This is a genomic window from Marinimicrobium locisalis, assembly GCF_039822625.1.
GTDB classification, from domain to species: domain Bacteria; phylum Pseudomonadota; class Gammaproteobacteria; order Pseudomonadales; family Cellvibrionaceae; genus Marinimicrobium; species Marinimicrobium locisalis.
In genome coordinates, this window is the sequence record NZ_JBDLLG010000001.1 from 303,331 (window position 1) to 320,761 (window position 17,431).

The window sequence follows — 17,431 nt, forward strand, 5'->3', positions numbered from 1 at the left end:
GGCGAATTTCTGGCACTCTGTCCGGGCGAATGTCGGTTTTGGTCGCGAGTGACGGTTTTTCCGCCACGTGGCGCTCAAGGTTCAGTGGAGCCGGTGTGGAACCAGCCGTAAGTCGACATGCCGTTTTGCTCGTTAGGGGGATGAGCTTTTCCTGAGGTGATTGAAGTGCAAACTGTTTCCAGCCCTAGTTTGTGGGCTGCGACCCCCTTGCGCCTTGTCATCTGACGGATAAAACACTGAGGGTGAGGGTATAGATATGCCTAGTAATTTTTCATTTTCCAAAACACTGATACTGGTCGCGATGATGTCACTTGGGGTCGCGTCCTGTGGTGGTGGCGGGGGTGCGGCCGAAGCGCCGCAGGAAGAAACGCTATCCGACAACACGCAGTTTGTGTATGTCGAGCGAGATGTGAGCTCAGCTGCCGCTGATGCTGCAGTGGAAGCACAGTCAGCCAGCGCGATGAACGGCTCTGGGCGGAATCCCGTAGATTTGCGCTCACCCTATGAGTTCAATCCCGGGGCCCGCCTGGTCAACCGGTCCGGCCTAAGTGTGGATGCCGTGGACCAAGACGTGCTGGCGGACTATTTCGGCACCACGGCCTACGATGTAAAGGACCTTAATGTCTCGCCGGATGGTGAGCGTGTGGTGTTTGCGGCTCACGGCCCCTCGGACAGCTTCACCGACTACACCTGGAATATTTACGAATACGACTTTGAGCGTAAAGAGGTTCGGCGAATCATTGGCTCGGATGCGCTCGCCAATGCTGGTCAAGACACTAGCCCGGCCTACACGGACGAAGGGACCATCATTTTCTCTACCGACCGGGCGGCGGGCAACCCGGACAAGCCGGTGCCGACGATTCCCGAGACCCCTTATGGTGACGATTGTTACAAAGTGGGGCCCGAGGAGCGTCCCTCTTTGCTCCACTCCATGAGTGTGGATGGAGAGGGTATCGTTCAGCTCACCTTTGGCAACAACCACGATGTTAAACCCATCACATTGCGTGACGGTCAAGTCGCCTTTATTCGTTGGTCTCGTCAGTACGAGCTGGTCTCAGAGTGTTCGGATGAGTCTGGAGACCTACTTGGCGCCGCGTCTCTGAGCGGGGCCACCGATTCATCCGTGCTGGAATCGGTGGCTCCGCCGACTGGCTTGAGCCCTCCGGAGCAGTGGCCTCAACAAGCCATGTGCCAGTACACCATTGACACGCCGCTGGGAGCGGCCCTTGCCAGCAATCACTATTCGCTGCTGCGTATCAGCGCCGATGGCGACACCCTTGAGCAGCTTTACCAAACCGTCAGCCTTGAGCGCTCCGATGAAGTTTTCATGGTGCCGGACCAACTGGTTCAGTCCGAGAGCGGTCAACTATTAACCCTAATCAAACACCAGTACAATCAGTTCCACGGGGGCGACATCCTCGAATTGCAAGCCCCCGAGAGCGCCAGCAATGATACGTTGTTTGGCGGTTTCTCGCCGCGCTCACTCATTTCGTCGGGCGTCGATCTCTATCCCAACCAGCGGTCACAGGGTGGCTGGTACAGTGCCGTCGCCCCCTATCGAGACGGCACGGGTCGGTTGCTGGTCAGTTGGTCTCAGTGCGCCGTGGAAGAAGGCGGCGTGAATGAGTTCTGCCGCGCTGGCCTTTCCAGTGGTGATGTGGAAAGCCGCTACGGCATTTGGGTGTTCGACCCTCAAACGGATACGCGCCTGCCGATTGTTCGCTCAAACAAAGGCCGCGTTTATACCGAGCTGGCGTTGAATCAGGCTCAGCGCGGTGAGCAGCTGCCGTATGTCCCCTACCAGACCGAGGTACCCAACGAACCCGAGCCCCAGCAGCTGATTTGCAGCGACCCCGGCGTGGATCCGGAAGAACCGGAAGAGCCCGCGGAACCTAGAGAGCCAGAGCCCACGGACCCGGCTGATCCCACGGACCCAACTGATCCCACGGACCCGACCGATCCGACGGACCCGACTGATCCGACGGACCCGACTGATCCCACGGATCCGACCGATCCTACGGACCCGACCGATCCTACGGACCCGACCGATCCTACGGACCCGACCGATCCTACGGACCCGACTGATCCTACGGACCCGACCGATCCTACGGACCCGACTGATCCCACGGACCCGACTGATCCTACGGACCCGACTGATCCCACGGACCCGACTGATCCCACGGACCCGACTGATCCCACGGACCCGACTGATCCTACGGACCCAACTGATCCGACGGATCCGACTGATCCGACTGATCCGACTGATCCGACTGATCCGACTGATCCGACTGATCCTACGGACCCGACCGATCCTACGGACCCGACCGATCCTACGGATCCTGGTGAGCCGGCTAACCAAGCTCCCACCGCTAACGCCGGCCCGGATCAACAGGCTCAGCCAGGCGACGTTATTACACTGGATGGCACCGACAGTAGCGATCCAGACGGCGACGCCTTGAGCTATCGCTGGAGTGTCACTCAGCCTTCCGGGGCCGAGGAAGCACTGTCCAGCCAGTCCGCGGCCATGCCAACGCTTACCGTCTCGCAAGGTGTGACATACCGGATAGAGTTGATCGTGAATGATGGCGAGCTGGATAGTGCGCCGGACACGGTGACCATCACTCCGGGCAATGTCACGCCAGTGGCGGATGCCGGAGCGGATCAGCGTGTTGTGCCGGGGGATGAAGTCACTCTGGATGGTTCCGGTAGCAGCGATGCCGACGGCGATGCGCTGACCTACGAATGGGAGTGGGTTTCCAAGCCCGAGATGAGTAAAGCCAGCCTGTCTGCTCCCGGTGATGTCATGCCGACCTTTGTCACCGACGAGCCGGGCGTTTATACCTTGTCGCTCAGAGTGAATGATGGGGCAAGCACAAGCGACCCGGATACCGTCACTATTACTAGTGAAAATACCCCGCCGGTAGCCAACGCCGGGCCGGACCAAGCTGTGCACATGGGCGACGCCATTGCACTGGATGGGGGCGCTAGCTCGGATGCGGATGGCGACTCGCTGACGTATCAGTGGAGCCTTTCTAGCCGTCCGGACGGCAGCGCGGCGGCCCTTACTGATGCCACTGAGGTGCAGGCGAGCATCGACATTGATGTGCCGGGTACCTATGTGGCTCAGCTGGTGGTGAATGATGGCTACGAAAACAGTGCGCCGGACACCGTGGTTCTGGATACGGTCAACGTTCGGCCCGTGGCCGATGCCGGCATGGCGCAGACCGTGGATACCGGTGACTTGGTCATGCTCGATGGCTCCGCTAGTTACGACCCCGACGGTGACCCGCTCAGCTTCCAGTGGAGCCTGAGTAGCAAGCCGGAAGGCAGTGACGTCGTCCTGGCCGGTCAGCAAACCGCCTATCCAGACTTTACGCCGGACCAAGCTGGACTTTACGTCGCTCAGTTGGTGGTGAATGACGGGGTTTTGGATAGCAAGCAAAGCCAAGTGACGGTTCGGGCGGAGCAGGGCGTTTGTGTTCCCAGTGGCGAACCGACCATTGACCAGATCAGCGCAACGCCTTCTGAGCTCTGGGCGCCCAACCACGAAATGGTGGAAGTCGCCGTCTCCGCCGAGGCGGCGGACAGTTGCGCCCCGGTCACCAGCTGCCGTATTGAGTCGGTCACAGCCAACGAACCCATCAATGGTGTGGGTGATGGCAATACCGCTCCGGACTGGCGCCTGACTGGGGATTTGACCGTCGATTTGCGGGCAGAACGCTCTGGAACGGGGATCAATCGGATTTACACACTGGGTGTCCAGTGTGATAACGCCATCGGCGATTCCGAGATGGGCACCGTTGATGTAGTGGTACCGCACGACCAGTCCGACAAGATGCCGGAAGCCAATGCCGGTGCCAACCAAACCGTCGAAGCGGGCGACTGGGTCTATCTGGACGGCTCGGCCAGCATTAGCCCCGAAGGCTATCCGCTGGATTATCAGTGGTCACTGGTGAGCAAGCCGGAAGGCAGTGAGGCCACCCTTTATGACGGCGACAGCATGTTCCCCGAGTTCCAGGCGGACCAACCGGGGCGCTATATTGCCGAACTGGTGGTGAACGATGGCACCTACAATAGTGAGCCGGACAGCGTGCGGGTGGAGGCCAATCCGGTGGCCTGCGAAATCTCGGATGAGAGCCGCCGCACACTGCCGGTCACGCTGCGGGACTTCCGTGATACTCACCCCGACTTTGAGTACCGCGTGGATAAGGAAACCGGCATCGTGGAAGAGACCCTGGGCTCCGATGGCCTGCCGGTCTACGCTCACGATGATCGGGGCAGCCTGACCACCAATGGGCCCGAGCCGTTCAACCAGTGGTATCGCGATGTACCGGAGGTGAACAAGACGCTGCCCAAGGTGCTGGAAATCACCCGCAAGCCCGGCTCCACCATCTGGGAGTATCAAAATGATCGTTTCTTCCCGGTGGATGGCGAAGGCTGGGGTAACGAAGGGCGTGAGCGCAACTTCCACTTTACGCTGGAAGCACACCTGGAGTTCGATTATGAAGGCGGGGAGGTATTCACCTTCCGCGGTGATGACGACCTGTGGGTCTTTATTAACGGCAAGTTGGCCATTGACATCGGTGGGGTACACGGCGTGATGGAGCGGAGTGTGGACCTGGACGAGGTGGCCGAATACCTGGGAATCGAAACGGGCAATACCTACAGTTTCGACCTTTTCTTTGCCGAGCGTCACACCTCTCAGTCGAACTTTATGTTCCAGACCAACATTAACCTGGAGTGCGTGTCGCCCTGATACGCCAGCCGATCTAAGTTTGGAGGGGCCCTAGTGGCCCCTCTTTTTTTGTCTTTCTCTTCCGTTTTCCTTCCAGCGTCACTATGTGCTTTGCCCTCCCTGGTGCCCGGGTACTTTAGTGGTGGCTGGTTTGGTCTCATCATGAGGGCCGGCTCGGATTTCATACCCAAGCCAAGGGCAACCTCTGTATAATAGCTCTCATTCCTCCTAATCATGGCTCTTTTATTGTAAATCAATAGGTTAGAGCTATATATTTAAGTGCTTTATCATATAAAAATCGGCAAAAGGAAGCCCTTATGATCGTTAAAACCGCGCGGCTCGCAGGCACCGTCTCAACCGTGGCGTTGGTCAGCCTTCTGGGCTGCGATGCCCAGGCACCGGAACAAAAAACCACCCAGGCCTCTGCGGCGACGGCGGAGCAAGACGGCTCTTGGCAGTGCCCCGCCTCGCCGGGGACTGCGCCCTCTGGTGAATTGACCGCGGAGCGCGTTCCGGGCTCCTCCATTGAACGGGAGCAGGCCGGGCTCTACGAGGGGCCGGTGTGGATCGACGGGGCTTTGTACTTTTCCGACTTTACGTTTGAAGATGGTTTTCCCTCTCGGGTGCAGCGTCTCACGCCCAATGGAAGTCTGGAAACAGTCATTGAAAACAGCGGTAGCAACGGGCTGGCCGTGGATTCGGAGGGGGTTTTGATGGCGGCCACCCACGACGCCAAGGCGATTTCTCGGTACGAACTGGCCACCGGCGAGCGGGAAATCATTTGGAGCGAGTTTGAAGGTAGCCCCTTTAATTCTCCCAACGACCTCACCCTGACCGACGACGGGGTAATTTACTTTACCGACCCGGATTTTCAGCGCTCGGCGGCGCCGGGTGGGCAACCGAAAACCCGTGTCTATCGTATTGATGAGTCGGGTATTTCAGTGATCGAGTCCGGTATTAATAACCCCAACGGTGTCTCGCTCTCCCCCGATGAACAAACGCTGTACGTGGCCGGCGGCGGGGATGAGGGTGTGCTCAGGGCCTATTCCCTCACCGAATCCGGGGCGGTGGAAAGCCATCGGGACTTGGCTCAGATCCAGGTGCCCGATGGCATGGCGGTGGATTGCTTGGGTAACATTTACGTCACCGAACACACCCTTCAGCGGGTCCGGGTGTTCTCCCCCGAAGGTGAACAGATTGCGGAGATCACGGTCGATGCAAACATCACCAACGCCGCCTTTGGTGGGCCTGAACGAAAAACGCTCTATCTGACCGGGGCCGGCACGCTCTGGCAAATTCCTCTGGAAGTGGCAGGTTTTCCCTACTGATTTATGACTATTCTCAAACGCGTCAAAACCCCTTGTGTCGGCGTTTGCTCCACCGGAATTGGCGACAGCGTTTGCCGGGGCTGCAAGCGCTTTGCGCACGAGGTGATCGACTGGAACGCCTATGATCAGTCGCAGAGGGCGATTATCGTCCAGAGGTTGGCCACCTTTTTGACCCAGGTGGTTAGCCTGCGCTTTGAGATTATCGACGAGTCCGCGCTGTTTCAGCAAATGCGCCACCAGCAAATCCGTTTCAACGAGGATCAAGATCCGTACTGCTGGGTCTTTGATTTACTCAAGGCCGGTGCCAGTCAGATTCGCGAGCCTAGCCACTTCGGTTTGAGGGTCAAGCCGGAGTGGCAGGGTACCCCCTTGACGGAATTACGGGACCAGATTGATCGGGACTTTTACGAGCTGTCTTGTGCCCACTACGAACGCTTTATCGAGCCGGGGCTTGCTCGGGATGCCATGCAAAAAGCGGCTCAAAATACCGAACAAAATACGTGAAATAATGACTTTAAATGACTGATATAAAACCAATTACCGACTTTCTTCAGTGCGAAACTCCGGATGCGTGGGTGACCTGGGCGCTGAACAATGAGCCCCTGCTGTTGCTCGACCACGCCAACTGCGAAAAGAAGGCCGCCTCCACCGCGCTGACCCTCATGTACCGCTACGTGGGGGATTACGAGATGATGCACAAAATGTCACGGCTCGCGCGCGAGGAGCTTCGTCATTACGAGCAGGTCATGAGCCTGATGCAGAAGCGAGACATCGCCTACGGCCAGATTTCCCCCAGCCGCTATGCTTCGGAATTGAGGCAACCGATTCGCACTCACGAGCCCGGCCGCTATGTGGATACCCTGATTGTGGGTGCCATTATCGAAGCCCGTTCCTGCGAGCGCTTTGCCAAGCTGGCGCCCCACCTGGATGAGGAGCTGCAGGGCTTCTATCTCTCTTTGCTCAAATCCGAAGCACGCCATTTTCAGGACTATCTTAAACTGGCGCAAAAAGCCTCGGGGGAGACCGCCATTCAACCGCGGGTGGATGAATTTCTGGCGCTGGAGAAAACTCTGATCGAATCACCGGACGACACCTTCCGGTTTCACAGCGGCGTGCCCCGGGCCGCATAAGAGGTTCGACCCCATGGCCAAACATCCCGTCACGGGTGATCGCAACTTTGATGACCTGGCGGCGCGTTTCGCTCGCAACGTCTACGGTGGCTTGAAAGGGCGCATTCGCCTGTCGGTATTACGCCGGGACTTCGGCCACCACCTCCCGATTCCCCCCTTTGTGCCGGATACCGGCAAACCCACGCTACGTATTCTGGATGCGGGCGGCGGACAAGGGCAGTTTTCTCTGCCGCTGGCTCGGGCGGGGCACTCGGTCACGCTGTGCGACATCTCGGAGCAGATGCTCAAGGGCGCCCGGCTGGAGGCGGAGGCGCTTGGGGTGAGTGACCGGGTGAGGCTGGTACGAGCGCCCATCCAGGGGCTCGTCGAGGCGCTAGCGCCGGAGAGCGAACCGTTTGATTTGGTTATCTGCCATGCGGTGCTCGAATGGGTTTTGGACCCGAAAGCGGTCCTGTCGCACCTGCTTCAGTGGCTGGCGCCCGGCGGCTATTTATCCTTGAGCTACTACAATTTGCATGGGGCGGTGTACAAGAACCTACTGCGCACCAATTTTAAGAAAGTGGAAAAGGGGGACTACGGGGGCTTTCGGGGGAGTTTGTCGCCTATCAACCCGCTCTACCCGGAAACGGTGGACACTTGGCTGGCCGAGCTGCCCCTGAGGCGTTTGGCGACTAGTGGCATCCGGGTTTTTCACGACTATATTCTCGACAAGGAGCAACGGGAGCAGCACCCGGACAAAGTGGTTGAGTTGGAGCTGCGGCTGTCCCAGCAGGAGCCATATCGCTCGCTCGGGCGCTATATACACGTACTGGCGCAGCGGCACCCGGCCCGCTAATGGGCTTGCGCGGCTCAGCCCAACCGCTTTATTAGCAGTTCTTTTGCTTCGTTCACCTTGGCGGCCAGAAAGTCATTCCCGCCCCGGTCCGGGTGAAGTTTCTGCATGAGTTTCCGGTGGGCAGATACCACTTCGTCTCGGGTCAGTGCCTGTTCGTCGCCTTTAAGCCCGAGTGTGTCCATTGCCTCCCGCACGGACATCGGACCGACGCTCGGCTGTTTGCCAGCGGTCTGTTGTTTCTGTTTCCACAGAGGGAAGAATTGCAGGCCCAGCCCCAGGGCCGTTTTAGCCAGGGGCAGTAGGGCGCCGACGATAGCAAAGAGCCAGTGAGCCCGCCCCGTGGCCACCAAAACCAGAAGTCCGGCACCGGCGCCCCACAGGCCCAGCTTCCAGAGTAGCCGCTTGCGTTCGGCCGGGGGTAGGCGTTTGAGGTGGCCCATGGCGGCCCAGAGGCCGATGATGATCACCAGGGCAATTAGCAGTCGAATCATTAGAACACTCGTCCAGTCGCATCGGCGCGACGTATGTTGAGCCGGTATTATAAAGACCATTGATTCAGGAAAAACAGGGGAGTGACGTATATGAGGTATTTAGTCCGGCTTAAAATTGTTGGCGTGTGGTTGCTGTTGGGCCTCACGGGCTGCTCGGACACCGGTCTCCCGGAAGGACTGGAGCCGGTCAGGGAGTTCGAGCTGCAACGGTACCTGGGGGAGTGGCATGAAATCGCCCGGCTGGACCATGATTTCGAGGAGGGCCTGGCCCCGGTGACGGCGACCTACTCTCGACGCGAGGACGGCGGTATTCGAGTCGTTAATCGCGGATATAACGCCGAAACGGGGCAGTGGGAGGAGGCCGAAGGCCGGGCTTACTTCATCGGCGATGAAAACGTCGGTCGGCTGAAGGTCTCTTTCTTCGGCCCGTTTTATGGGAGCTATAACATCATTGAATTGAGTGATGATTACGACTATTCGATGGTGGCCGGACCGGATCGCTCCTATCTCTGGATCCTCTCCCGCGAGCCGGAACTGGGGCAATCGGTATTGCGCCGGCTTGTGGCGAAAGCGGAGGCCTTGGGTTTTGACACGCAAGAGCTGATCTACCCGGCCACATTCACCCCCTGAATTCGTTATAATCCCGCTCTTTATCGATCGCCTGTTTGAGGGGAATTTATGGAGCAACCACGTCTTCCCGCGGAATGGGAGCCGCAGGACGCCGTCCTGCTAACCTGGCCCCACCGCCGCAGTGACTGGGCGCCGAACCTGGAGGAGGTCACGGCCCTCTATGAAGGCTTGGTCACCGTCATCGCCGACTACGCGGATCTAATCATCGCGGTGCCCGAGGACGAGCTCGAGACCATAGAGGCGCGCCTGGAGGCGATGAACGTTCCCATGGAGGTGGTGCATTTGCGCCCGGCGCCGAGCAACGATACCTGGGCTCGGGACCACGGCCCCCTGACCGTGCTGGTCGAAGGCACCCCGCGCTTGCTGGACTTTGGTTTCAATGGCTGGGGCGGCAAGTTCGCTCACGAGCTGGATAACGAGGTGACGGCCCGCCTGCATCGGGACGGCGCTTTTCCGGAAGTAGAGCTTGAGGCGCAGGACTGGGTATTGGAAGGGGGGTCGATCGAAGTGGACGGAAGAGGCACCCTGCTCACCACCGAAGCCTGTCTGTTAAACGCCAACCGGAACCCGGCGCTCAGCCGCGAGGACATTGAAACGCGCCTGAAGGAAGCGTTCGGGGTGCGCCAGGTCAACTGGCTCTCCCATGGTCACCTCCTAGGGGATGACACTGACAGCCATATCGATACCATTGCCCGTCTGTGCCCGAATAACGTCGTTTTGTATATGCAGTGCGACGACCCCCAGGATGAACACTATTCGGATCTCCAGGCCATGGAGGCGGAGCTGGCCGCCATGACCGACGCCGAGGGTCAGCCCTATCAATTGCGGCCGTTGCCCTGGCCGGGGCCGGTTCTGAACGACGAGGGCGAGCGCCTGCCGGCGACCTACGCTAATTTTTTAGTCATCAACGGCGCAGTGCTTGTGCCCCAGTACGACAATCCCGCGGATGAGCAGGCGCTTGAGCAGGTGATGCAGGCCTTCCCGGGTTACCACATTTTCGGCATTCCCTGCTCGGTGTTGATCGAGCAAGGGGGCAGCCTGCACTGTATTACCATGCAGCTACCGGAGGGAGTGCTCTATGACCCAGCTTAATGTCGGCCTCGTCCAACACGCTTGTAGTGATGATCTGGAGGCAAACCTGGAAGCGTCCATGAACGGTATCCGCGCCGCGGCGGAGCAGGGAGCTCAGTTGGTGGTTCTCCAGGAACTGCACCGCGGGTTGTATTTCTGCCAGCAAGAGGACGTGGAGCAGTTTGACTTGGCCGAACCGATCCCCGGTCCGAGTACCGAGCGGTTGGGCGCGTTGGCCAAGTCTCTGGGCGTGGTGATTGTTTCTTCTCTGTTTGAGCGGCGCGCCCCCGGCCTGTACCACAACACGGCTGTTGTTATTGAGCGGGACGGGACCATCGCCGGGCAATACCGGAAAATGCACATCCCGGATGATCCAGGGTTCTACGAAAAGTTCTATTTCACCCCCGGCGACATGGGGTTCAACCCCATTGAGACCTCAGTGGGCAAGCTCGGCGTGCTGGTCTGTTGGGACCAGTGGTTCCCGGAGGCGGCACGCCTGATGGCCATGGCTGGGGCGCAGCTGTTGATCTACCCCACAGCCATTGGCTGGAGCCGGGAAGACGATCCCCAAGAGCAAGGGCGCCAGCGAGAAGCCTGGATGACGGTTCAACGCGCTCACGCCGTGGCCAACGGCCTGCCCGTGATCAGCGTCAACCGCATCGGACATGAGCCTGACCCGGGCGGTGGCTCGGGGATTGATTTCTGGGGTACCAGTTTTGCGGCCGGGCCCCAGGGAGAGCTTTTGTACACAGCCACCATCGATCAGCCCGAAAGCACGGTGGTTAGCCTGGATATGGCTCGGAGCGAGGAGGTTCGTCGAATCTGGCCCTATTTGCGGGACCGACGGGTGGACCATTATGGCGATTTAACAAAATTGTATCGAGATTGAAGGACGCCCCATTTTGGGGCGTCTTTCTACATTGATGGGTTAGACGTTGTTTAGGAGTAACCATGGCACTACCAAAAATTGGCAATCTGGCTCCGGCCTTTACCTTGAACAACCAGGATGGGGACAAGGTCAGCCTCAAGGACTTTCGGGGCAAGAAAAACGTGGTTTTGTACTTCTACCCGAAGGCGTCCACGCCAGGGTGCACCGTACAAGCCTGTGGCATGCGCGATGCGCTCTCGGAACTCGGTGACCACGACACGGTCGTATTGGGGGTTAGCCCTGATAAAGGGCCGGCGCTACAAAAATTCATCGCCAAACAGGGCTTGAATTTCGACTTGCTGTCCGACCCGGACCACCAGGTTGCCGAGAAGTACGGCGTCTGGGGGTTAAAGCAGTTTGCGGGCAAGGAGTACATGGGCCTGATTCGGACCACCTTCCTGATTGACAAGGAAGGGCGTTTGCGTCATATCCCGGAAAAATTCACCACGAAGAACCACGATGGCGTCATTTTAGACTACGTGCGTGAACATTTCTGAGACTCCGGCAGCGGCATTGAGTGGCGAGGGTGAAATGGATGACAACTAATGGGTATAAGATTGGCTTTTTAATAAAAATGTGATCTTAATCCCGCTGTGTGTCGGTTTTTTTGACTCCGTTGGCGACATTTCGCTTTTGATTGGCCTATACTACAGTTGTCTTGTCAATGAAGTGCTTTGGTCCGCCTCAAAAGGGCAGCTAGAGCGTCATTGCGAGATGGTCGGAAAGCGGTGTCAGGCCGGGCTCCGGCCCAACATTAAAACGATCGCGAGAGTTCGGCCACTGGCAGTTCGCTGTCAGCGTCTCCGCGACCACTCAGCGTAACTAATATTCAATGCCCAGAGTTTTTGGCAGAAGGAGAGGCCTGTATGATTCAGTTACAGCGTATCGATGATCGAATCAGTGATAGCGCAGCGCGTCCGTTCGCCACCCCCGGCGTTCGGTCATACCATGAATATCTAGAATTGGCGAAAATTCCCCCGACAGAAGGGGTAGCCTCAAAAGTTCTGGATGTGCTGCATCGTCGAGTAGGTCAAGATCCATTAGCAATTGACTATATTGCCGAGGATCTGGACCTGTCAAAAAGGACTTTGCAACGTCGACTGCAGCAGCAAGGTGAAAATTTTGCGCAATTGCGAGACAGCTTACGTTTTCATTATGCAATCAAGTTTTTAATTGATCAGCATATGAGCGTGGATGCGGTATCCAAAGCTTTGGATTTTTCAGACCGCACCAGTTTTACCAACGCCTTTAAACGCTGGACGGGTTTGTCCCCCAGTGTGTTTCGAAAGCTGTTTCGAGATTACGCCTGATCAAGGCACGCTCGTTGCCCCCGGCCGCTTCCCGCGGCCGGGGGTATTGTTCCGCCCCCTCTTCGCAATTGCCTGCCTAGCGTAAACAAGGTAGAGTTAGCCCTTTTTCCGACCTAGAGAAAGAGGCTTGATACATGGAATTCTTTATTCCCGCCGCAATGGCCCAAGACGCTGCACCATCACAGGGTAACCCCATGGTCACTCTGTTGATGTTTGGTGGGCTTTTTGTGTTTATGTACTTGTTCATTATTCGTCCGCAACGCAAACGTCAGAAAGAGCACCAAAACCTGGTCTCTTCCTTGAGCAAAGGGGATGAAGTGGTCATGACCAGTGGCCTGCTTGGGAAAATCGTGAAAGTGGACGATAACTACATCGTTCTCGATACCGGTGATAACCAAGAACAGAAGTTCCAGAAAGTGGCGGTGCACGCTGTACTGCCCAAAGGCACCATTAAGTCAATCTAAACTATGAATGGCAACTCTCCCTTACAAGCGTTGGAAGCCCTGCTAAGCATCATTAAGGGGCTGATCTGGGGAGAGTTTTTGCTGGTGCTGATCCTCGGCACCGGCCTGCTTTTGATGGTACGCCTTGGCGCTATGCCGCTGAGGCGCATCGGTACAGCCTTCCGCCAACTTTCCCGCGGTCGCCGCTCCGACGGAGAAGGCGATATCAGCTCATTTAACGCCCTTATGACCGCCTTGTCCGCCACCATCGGCACAGGCAATATCGTCGGTGTCGCCACTGCCATTGGCATCGGTGGCCCGGGCGCGCTTTTCTGGATGTGGTGCAGCGCGCTGGTGGGTATGGCTACCAAGTACGCCGAAGCCGTGTGCGCCGTCCATTACCGGGAGAAGGACGAACATGGCCGACACGTAGGCGGCCCGATGTACTACATCAAGAATGGCCTCGGCCAGCGTTGGGTGTGGCTCGGGGGCCTCTTTGCATTTTTCGGCATGTTGGCGGGCTTTGGTATCGGTAACACCGTTCAAGCCAACTCCGTGGCGGGCGCGCTGAACGAGAGCTTCGGTATTCCCGCCTGGGCGACCAGTATTGGTTTGATGGCCATGGTGGGCGCGGTTTTGATCGGAGGAGTAAAGCGCTTGGCCAGCGTGGCCGGCAAGTTGGTGCCTTTTATGGCACTGCTGTATTTGGCCAGTGGCCTCACTATTCTCGCCCTTCACCTCACAGACATTCCCGCCGCTGTGGGGTTGGTGTTTGAATCGGCCTTCACTGGTACGGCGGCCACCGGCGGTTTTGCCGGCGCCACCATCATGGTGGCGATTCAGTTCGGCGTTGCTCGCGGTGTCTTCTCCAACGAGGCGGGCTTGGGCAGCGCCCCCATTGCCCACGCCGCCGCCCAAACGAACAGCCCGGTAGGTCAGGGGATGGTGGCGATGCTGGGAACGTTTATTGATACTCTGGTGGTGTGCACCGTGACGGGCTTGGTCCTGATTGTGACCGGCGCATGGCATAGCGGCGCGGAAGGCCCGATGATGTCGCAGGAGGCGTTTGCCTCTACGATTCCTCAGGGGCAACATTTGGTGGCGCTGTGTCTCTCGCTATTTGCGTTTACTACGCTTTTGGCGTGGAGCTACTATGGGGAGCGTTGTGCGCAGTATTTGTTTGGTGAGCGCATTATCACGCCGTTTCGGGTGGTTTGGGTGCTGGCAATTCCGGTCGGCGCCAATGTCAGTCTGGGTATTGTCTGGATCGTGGCGGATATTCTGAACGGGCTGATGGCGGTTCCCAATCTGATTGCGCTACTGGCTCTTTCCGGGGTGGTGGTCGGTCTCACCAAAGAGTATTTTGCCCGAAAGAATACTGAGCCGTTGGGGCTTTGAATTTTCTGCTGCGTTTCATGTTTCAGGCTCTTAGATGTTCCGGTCTGCGAAGCGAAGTACCATTACAAGACACGCCGTGAACCCATCCCTGGGGGCTCGAATCGCGACTCCCGCGCTCCACGGTCCTGTAATGGTACTTCGCTTCGCAGACCTCAGTGCAACGTGCCCCCTAATACCACTGAACACCCAGTTACTAATGAGGCAGCGATTCCGGTATACCTTCCCGAGACCGTGGAGCGCGGGATTCGCGATTCGAGCCTACAGGGACGTATTAACGGCGTGTCTCGGGAAGGTATACCGGAATTGATGCCGGACTTTCTAGTGGCTTCTTCGGGTTCAGCTTATAGAGCGGTGCGGCGTGTCTTGGAAGGGTATACCCCAACCCCTGCCGGTCTAGCTGGAGGGTAGCCAATCAAGATGGAGAATAAAGGGTTTTGCGGTCAAAGGCAGTTATCAGGTCGGGGAAGGCCGGCGATTTTACTGGCCACCTTGGCGGGGCTGGGGGGAAAAAGCTTCATCAAATAAATACTGCGGCCCTTCTCTGGTCCGAGTTTTTGGCCCACGCGCTTAACCAAAGGACGCATCGCGGGCGAGAGCTCAAACTCCCGGTAAAACTCACGCAACAACTCAATCACCTCCCAGTGCTCCGGCGTCAGCTCCACATCAACCTCCCGGGCCAAAGCCTCGGCCACCGCCGGACTCCAGTCCGACAAATCCTTCAAAAAACCCTCCTTATCCGTCGGCACCTCCCGGCCACCATCCAACCGTAACGCCATCGCTTAATACCAACTTTGAACCGTCTTATGCTCCGTACTCAACTGCACAAAGCCCGAATAATCCACCACCTTAACCCAACCGGAAACACGATCATCCAACCCCCGAGCTTGTAGGTCAGGTTCCAGAGCGAAAAGATCCACCTCGCGCTCCCTGACCAACGCTTTCAGAGCCTCCGCTGTTGGTGACGAGGGCAGGGCGGCATAGACCCCATCCTCAATTAATAATAGCGCATCACCCGCCCGGCAAATATTAATGCAAGACGAAAGTGTCTGTTGCGCGAAAGGCGACTTATTGACAGTGTGCAGTGTGCTCATGATTAAGAATCAGTTTAGAAGCTGAGTAAATGGTCCTGCTCGCCAAAAAGTGTGGCCACTTCTTCCGAGGTTAATGAGACCAGGCCATCCAAGGCCAGCTCATCCTTGGTCAAACCGCGTGCTTCCAGAGAGGGCGCGTGCACGTAAAGCTTTTCCACATCGTACAGCGGCAGCGCCGACAGGCTTGAAGACAGCGTTTTCTGAGGCAGTGCCTCGGGGGACTGCTTTGGCAGCAGCTGGAAAACACCGTCATCCATAAATAATACGCTGATATCCTGCCCAAATACAGCCGTGGCCAGCAATGCATCCAGCGCTTCCCGGGCAATGGCGCTGCCATAAGGGGCATGACGAAGGGTAAAAAGGATTTTTCGGCTCATCGTCAGGCTCCAAAGGTCACGACACGATCGGCGCGCACCACCGCCTCCACCCACTGGCCGAGGCCGCTCAGAGCAAACTCCGGGGCGAGGTTGCTGGCCGGCTGCTGATAGCGTTGCGCCTCTTCCTCGTTGAGAATACCCCGCTTGAGTGCCGTGGCGATGCACACCACCACATCCAAATCGTGAGCTCTGGTCAGCGCTCGCCAGGCTTCGGTGATGTTCTGCTCGTCCTGGGCCGGGGTAGCCAGTTGGTTGCCCGTGTGCACTCCATCCTGGTAGAAAAAGACCCGAACCACCTCATGCCCTTGCGCCAATAGCTCTTGGGTGAAGTGCAGGGCGGTTTGGCTCGCCTGAGCACTGAAAGGGGCGGCGTAGATGGCAAGCGCAAATTTCATACAATAAGTCCGCTAAACGAAAAAAGCCCCGACGGGCGGGGCTTTTTGTCGAAGGCTGTCGAGCCCCTGTTATTCGTTGCTGGCACCAATGAGGTGAAGCAGGCTGGTAAACAGGTTAATAATCGACAGATACAAAGAGGTGGTGGCCAAAATGTAGTTGGTTTCGCCTCCGTGGATAATGGCACTGGTCTGGTACAAAATCAGTGCAGACATCAGCAGCACGACTGCGGCGGAAAATGCCAAGCTTAGCGCCGAAACGTCAAAGCCGAACAGGGAGGCGCCGAGCATCAATAACATGCAACCAATCATGACCATTAAGCCCACGGCCACAAAGCCGCGAAGGAAGCTGAAATCCTTGCGAGTGGTTAGCGTGTAACCGGACAGACCCAGGAAGATCGCGGCGGTACCACCCAGTGCCTGTAGCACGATGGACCCGCCGTTGGCCATGGCCAGGTAGTGGTTGACAATGGGGCCCAAGCTGGCACCGATCAGACCGGTAAACAAAAACACCACTCCCAGACCCGCGGAGGAATTGGCCGTTCTGGGAAGGACGAACCAAATCAGACCCAGGGCCACGAGGCTCATAATCAGACCCGCGCCGTGAGACAGGTTGACGGCCATGGCGATGCCGGCGGTGACCGCGCTGAAAGCCAGTGTCAGCGCCAGCAAGGAATAGGTATTACGCAATACCTTGTTGACCTCAACGCTGCTACCAATATCGGCCCGCGCACTTCGCGCATTTTGGGTGTAAAGCTCTCGCATCGTAGTTCTCCGTTAATAGCAGTAGTGTCTGAATCGCTCAGACATGCATACCAAATCATACTAGGTAACCTTTGAGCAAGTCCAGATGATTGGGACCTTGGCGCTAAGGTTTTGCCTATCGGTGGTTCTAACCATCCGATGCATTAGACGCTCGGCTTGCCCTTTGGGTTCACTAACGCCTATATGAGGGTGGTGAGCCGGTAATTCAATGAGGCCGCCGTGGTTGTTGAGGTTTATGCGACCGCCCCCGTGTTTCCCCCGGCCATAAAAAAACCCTCCCCAGTTATGGGGAGGGTTTTTACTATATGGCGGAAGGGCAGGGATTCGAACCCTGGGTAGGCTATTAACCTACGGCGGTTTTCAAGACCGCTGCATTCAACCGCTCTGCCACCCTTCCGAGAGGGGCAAATTATACAGAGCTTTTTTTTTGGAACAAGGGGAAAACCTGAAAAAATCCAAGGATTTCTAAGACTTACCGGAACCGGAGGGTGTGCCCGGTTAAGGGCA

18 protein-coding genes and 1 tRNA gene are annotated in these 17,431 nt (G+C 57.5%); 12 read left to right on the top strand and 7 right to left on the bottom strand.

The window, feature by feature from the left end:
• The first annotated feature begins 256 nt into the window (after nucleotides 1-256).
• The 5 genes from AAE514_RS01380 to AAE514_RS01400 all read left to right on the top strand — a co-directional run bounded on the left by AAE514_RS01380 (nucleotide 257) and on the right by AAE514_RS01400 (nucleotide 8,028).
• Nucleotides 257-4,756 carry a PKD domain-containing protein gene (locus tag AAE514_RS01380; protein ID WP_347329691.1) on the top strand — a complete coding sequence of 1,500 codons (4,500 nt, stop codon included), beginning with the start codon at nucleotides 257-259 and terminating at the stop codon, nucleotides 4,754-4,756.
• A gap of 296 nt (nucleotides 4,757-5,052) precedes the next feature.
• Nucleotides 5,053-6,063, top strand: coding sequence for an SMP-30/gluconolactonase/LRE family protein (locus AAE514_RS01385; protein ID WP_347329692.1), 1,011 nt, complete (start codon nucleotides 5,053-5,055; stop codon nucleotides 6,061-6,063).
• Between the two features lie 3 nt (nucleotides 6,064-6,066).
• On the top strand, nucleotides 6,067-6,567 hold the full coding sequence (locus tag AAE514_RS01390) for a DUF1289 domain-containing protein (protein WP_347329693.1): 501 nt from the start codon (nucleotides 6,067-6,069) through the stop codon (nucleotides 6,565-6,567).
• Nucleotides 6,568-6,581: 14 nt separating this feature from the next.
• A complete protein-coding gene (locus AAE514_RS01395; protein WP_347329694.1) occupies nucleotides 6,582-7,193 on the top strand; it encodes a MiaE family protein in 612 nt (203 codons plus the stop codon).
• Nucleotides 7,194-7,206: 13 nt separating this feature from the next.
• Nucleotides 7,207-8,028 carry a methyltransferase domain-containing protein gene (locus AAE514_RS01400; protein ID WP_347329695.1) on the top strand — a complete coding sequence of 274 codons (822 nt, stop codon included), beginning with the start codon at nucleotides 7,207-7,209 and terminating at the stop codon, nucleotides 8,026-8,028.
• Between the two features lie 14 nt (nucleotides 8,029-8,042).
• Here the strand turns inward: AAE514_RS01400 and AAE514_RS01405 are convergent, their stop codons facing one another.
• The gene (locus AAE514_RS01405; protein WP_347329696.1) at nucleotides 8,043-8,519 is read right to left on the bottom strand and encodes a J domain-containing protein; all 477 of its coding nucleotides are present in this window, start codon (nucleotides 8,517-8,519) and stop codon (nucleotides 8,043-8,045) included.
• Nucleotides 8,520-8,609: 90 nt separating this feature from the next.
• On the opposite strand from AAE514_RS01405, the gene AAE514_RS01410 reads away from it, so the two are divergent.
• The 7 genes from AAE514_RS01410 to AAE514_RS01440 all read left to right on the top strand — a co-directional run bounded on the left by AAE514_RS01410 (nucleotide 8,610) and on the right by AAE514_RS01440 (nucleotide 14,299).
• Nucleotides 8,610-9,149 carry a lipocalin family protein gene (locus AAE514_RS01410; protein ID WP_347329697.1) on the top strand — a complete coding sequence of 180 codons (540 nt, stop codon included), beginning with the start codon at nucleotides 8,610-8,612 and terminating at the stop codon, nucleotides 9,147-9,149.
• A gap of 48 nt (nucleotides 9,150-9,197) precedes the next feature.
• On the top strand, nucleotides 9,198-10,241 hold the full coding sequence (locus AAE514_RS01415; protein ID WP_347329698.1) for an agmatine deiminase family protein: 1,044 nt from the start codon (nucleotides 9,198-9,200) through the stop codon (nucleotides 10,239-10,241).
• A complete protein-coding gene (locus tag AAE514_RS01420; RefSeq protein WP_347329699.1) occupies nucleotides 10,228-11,109 on the top strand; it encodes a carbon-nitrogen hydrolase in 882 nt (293 codons plus the stop codon). Before AAE514_RS01415 ends, AAE514_RS01420 begins: the two co-directional genes overlap by 14 nt.
• A gap of 62 nt (nucleotides 11,110-11,171) precedes the next feature.
• Nucleotides 11,172-11,645: a thioredoxin-dependent thiol peroxidase gene (gene bcp, locus AAE514_RS01425; RefSeq protein ID WP_347329700.1), complete on the top strand. Its 474-nt coding sequence runs from the start codon at nucleotides 11,172-11,174 to the stop codon at nucleotides 11,643-11,645.
• Nucleotides 11,646-12,014: 369 nt separating this feature from the next.
• The gene (locus AAE514_RS01430) at nucleotides 12,015-12,458 is read left to right on the top strand and encodes a helix-turn-helix domain-containing protein (RefSeq protein ID WP_347329701.1); all 444 of its coding nucleotides are present in this window, start codon (nucleotides 12,015-12,017) and stop codon (nucleotides 12,456-12,458) included.
• A 134-nt stretch (nucleotides 12,459-12,592) separates the two neighbouring features.
• Nucleotides 12,593-12,922, top strand: coding sequence for a preprotein translocase subunit YajC (yajC, locus tag AAE514_RS01435; protein WP_347329702.1), 330 nt, complete (start codon nucleotides 12,593-12,595; stop codon nucleotides 12,920-12,922).
• 3 nt (nucleotides 12,923-12,925) lie between these two features.
• Complete coding sequence (locus AAE514_RS01440) at nucleotides 12,926-14,299, top strand: alanine/glycine:cation symporter family protein (RefSeq protein WP_347329703.1); 1,374 nt, start codon at nucleotides 12,926-12,928, stop codon at nucleotides 14,297-14,299.
• Nucleotides 14,300-14,739: 440 nt separating this feature from the next.
• Here AAE514_RS01440 and AAE514_RS01445 read toward each other — a convergent pair whose 3' ends face one another.
• From AAE514_RS01445 to AAE514_RS01470, 6 genes are all read right to left on the bottom strand, one after another.
• Nucleotides 14,740-15,075 (bottom strand): TusE/DsrC/DsvC family sulfur relay protein, encoded by a 336-nt coding sequence (locus AAE514_RS01445; protein ID WP_347329704.1) that lies wholly within the window; start codon nucleotides 15,073-15,075, stop codon nucleotides 14,740-14,742.
• A gap of 3 nt (nucleotides 15,076-15,078) precedes the next feature.
• On the bottom strand, nucleotides 15,079-15,390 hold the full coding sequence (gene tusB, locus AAE514_RS01450) for a sulfurtransferase complex subunit TusB (protein WP_347329705.1): 312 nt from the start codon (nucleotides 15,388-15,390) through the stop codon (nucleotides 15,079-15,081).
• A 14-nt stretch (nucleotides 15,391-15,404) separates the two neighbouring features.
• On the bottom strand, nucleotides 15,405-15,767 hold the full coding sequence (tusC, locus tag AAE514_RS01455) for a sulfurtransferase complex subunit TusC (RefSeq protein WP_347329706.1): 363 nt from the start codon (nucleotides 15,765-15,767) through the stop codon (nucleotides 15,405-15,407).
• Between the two features lie 2 nt (nucleotides 15,768-15,769).
• Nucleotides 15,770-16,162, bottom strand: a complete 393-nt coding sequence (gene tusD, locus AAE514_RS01460) for a sulfurtransferase complex subunit TusD (RefSeq protein ID WP_347329707.1) — start codon at nucleotides 16,160-16,162, stop codon at nucleotides 15,770-15,772.
• A gap of 69 nt (nucleotides 16,163-16,231) precedes the next feature.
• Nucleotides 16,232-16,924, bottom strand: a complete 693-nt coding sequence (locus tag AAE514_RS01465) for a Bax inhibitor-1/YccA family protein (RefSeq protein WP_347329708.1) — start codon at nucleotides 16,922-16,924, stop codon at nucleotides 16,232-16,234.
• A gap of 306 nt (nucleotides 16,925-17,230) precedes the next feature.
• Nucleotides 17,231-17,321: transfer RNA gene (locus AAE514_RS01470), tRNA-Ser, on the bottom strand.
• Nucleotides 17,322-17,431 lie beyond the last annotated feature (110 nt).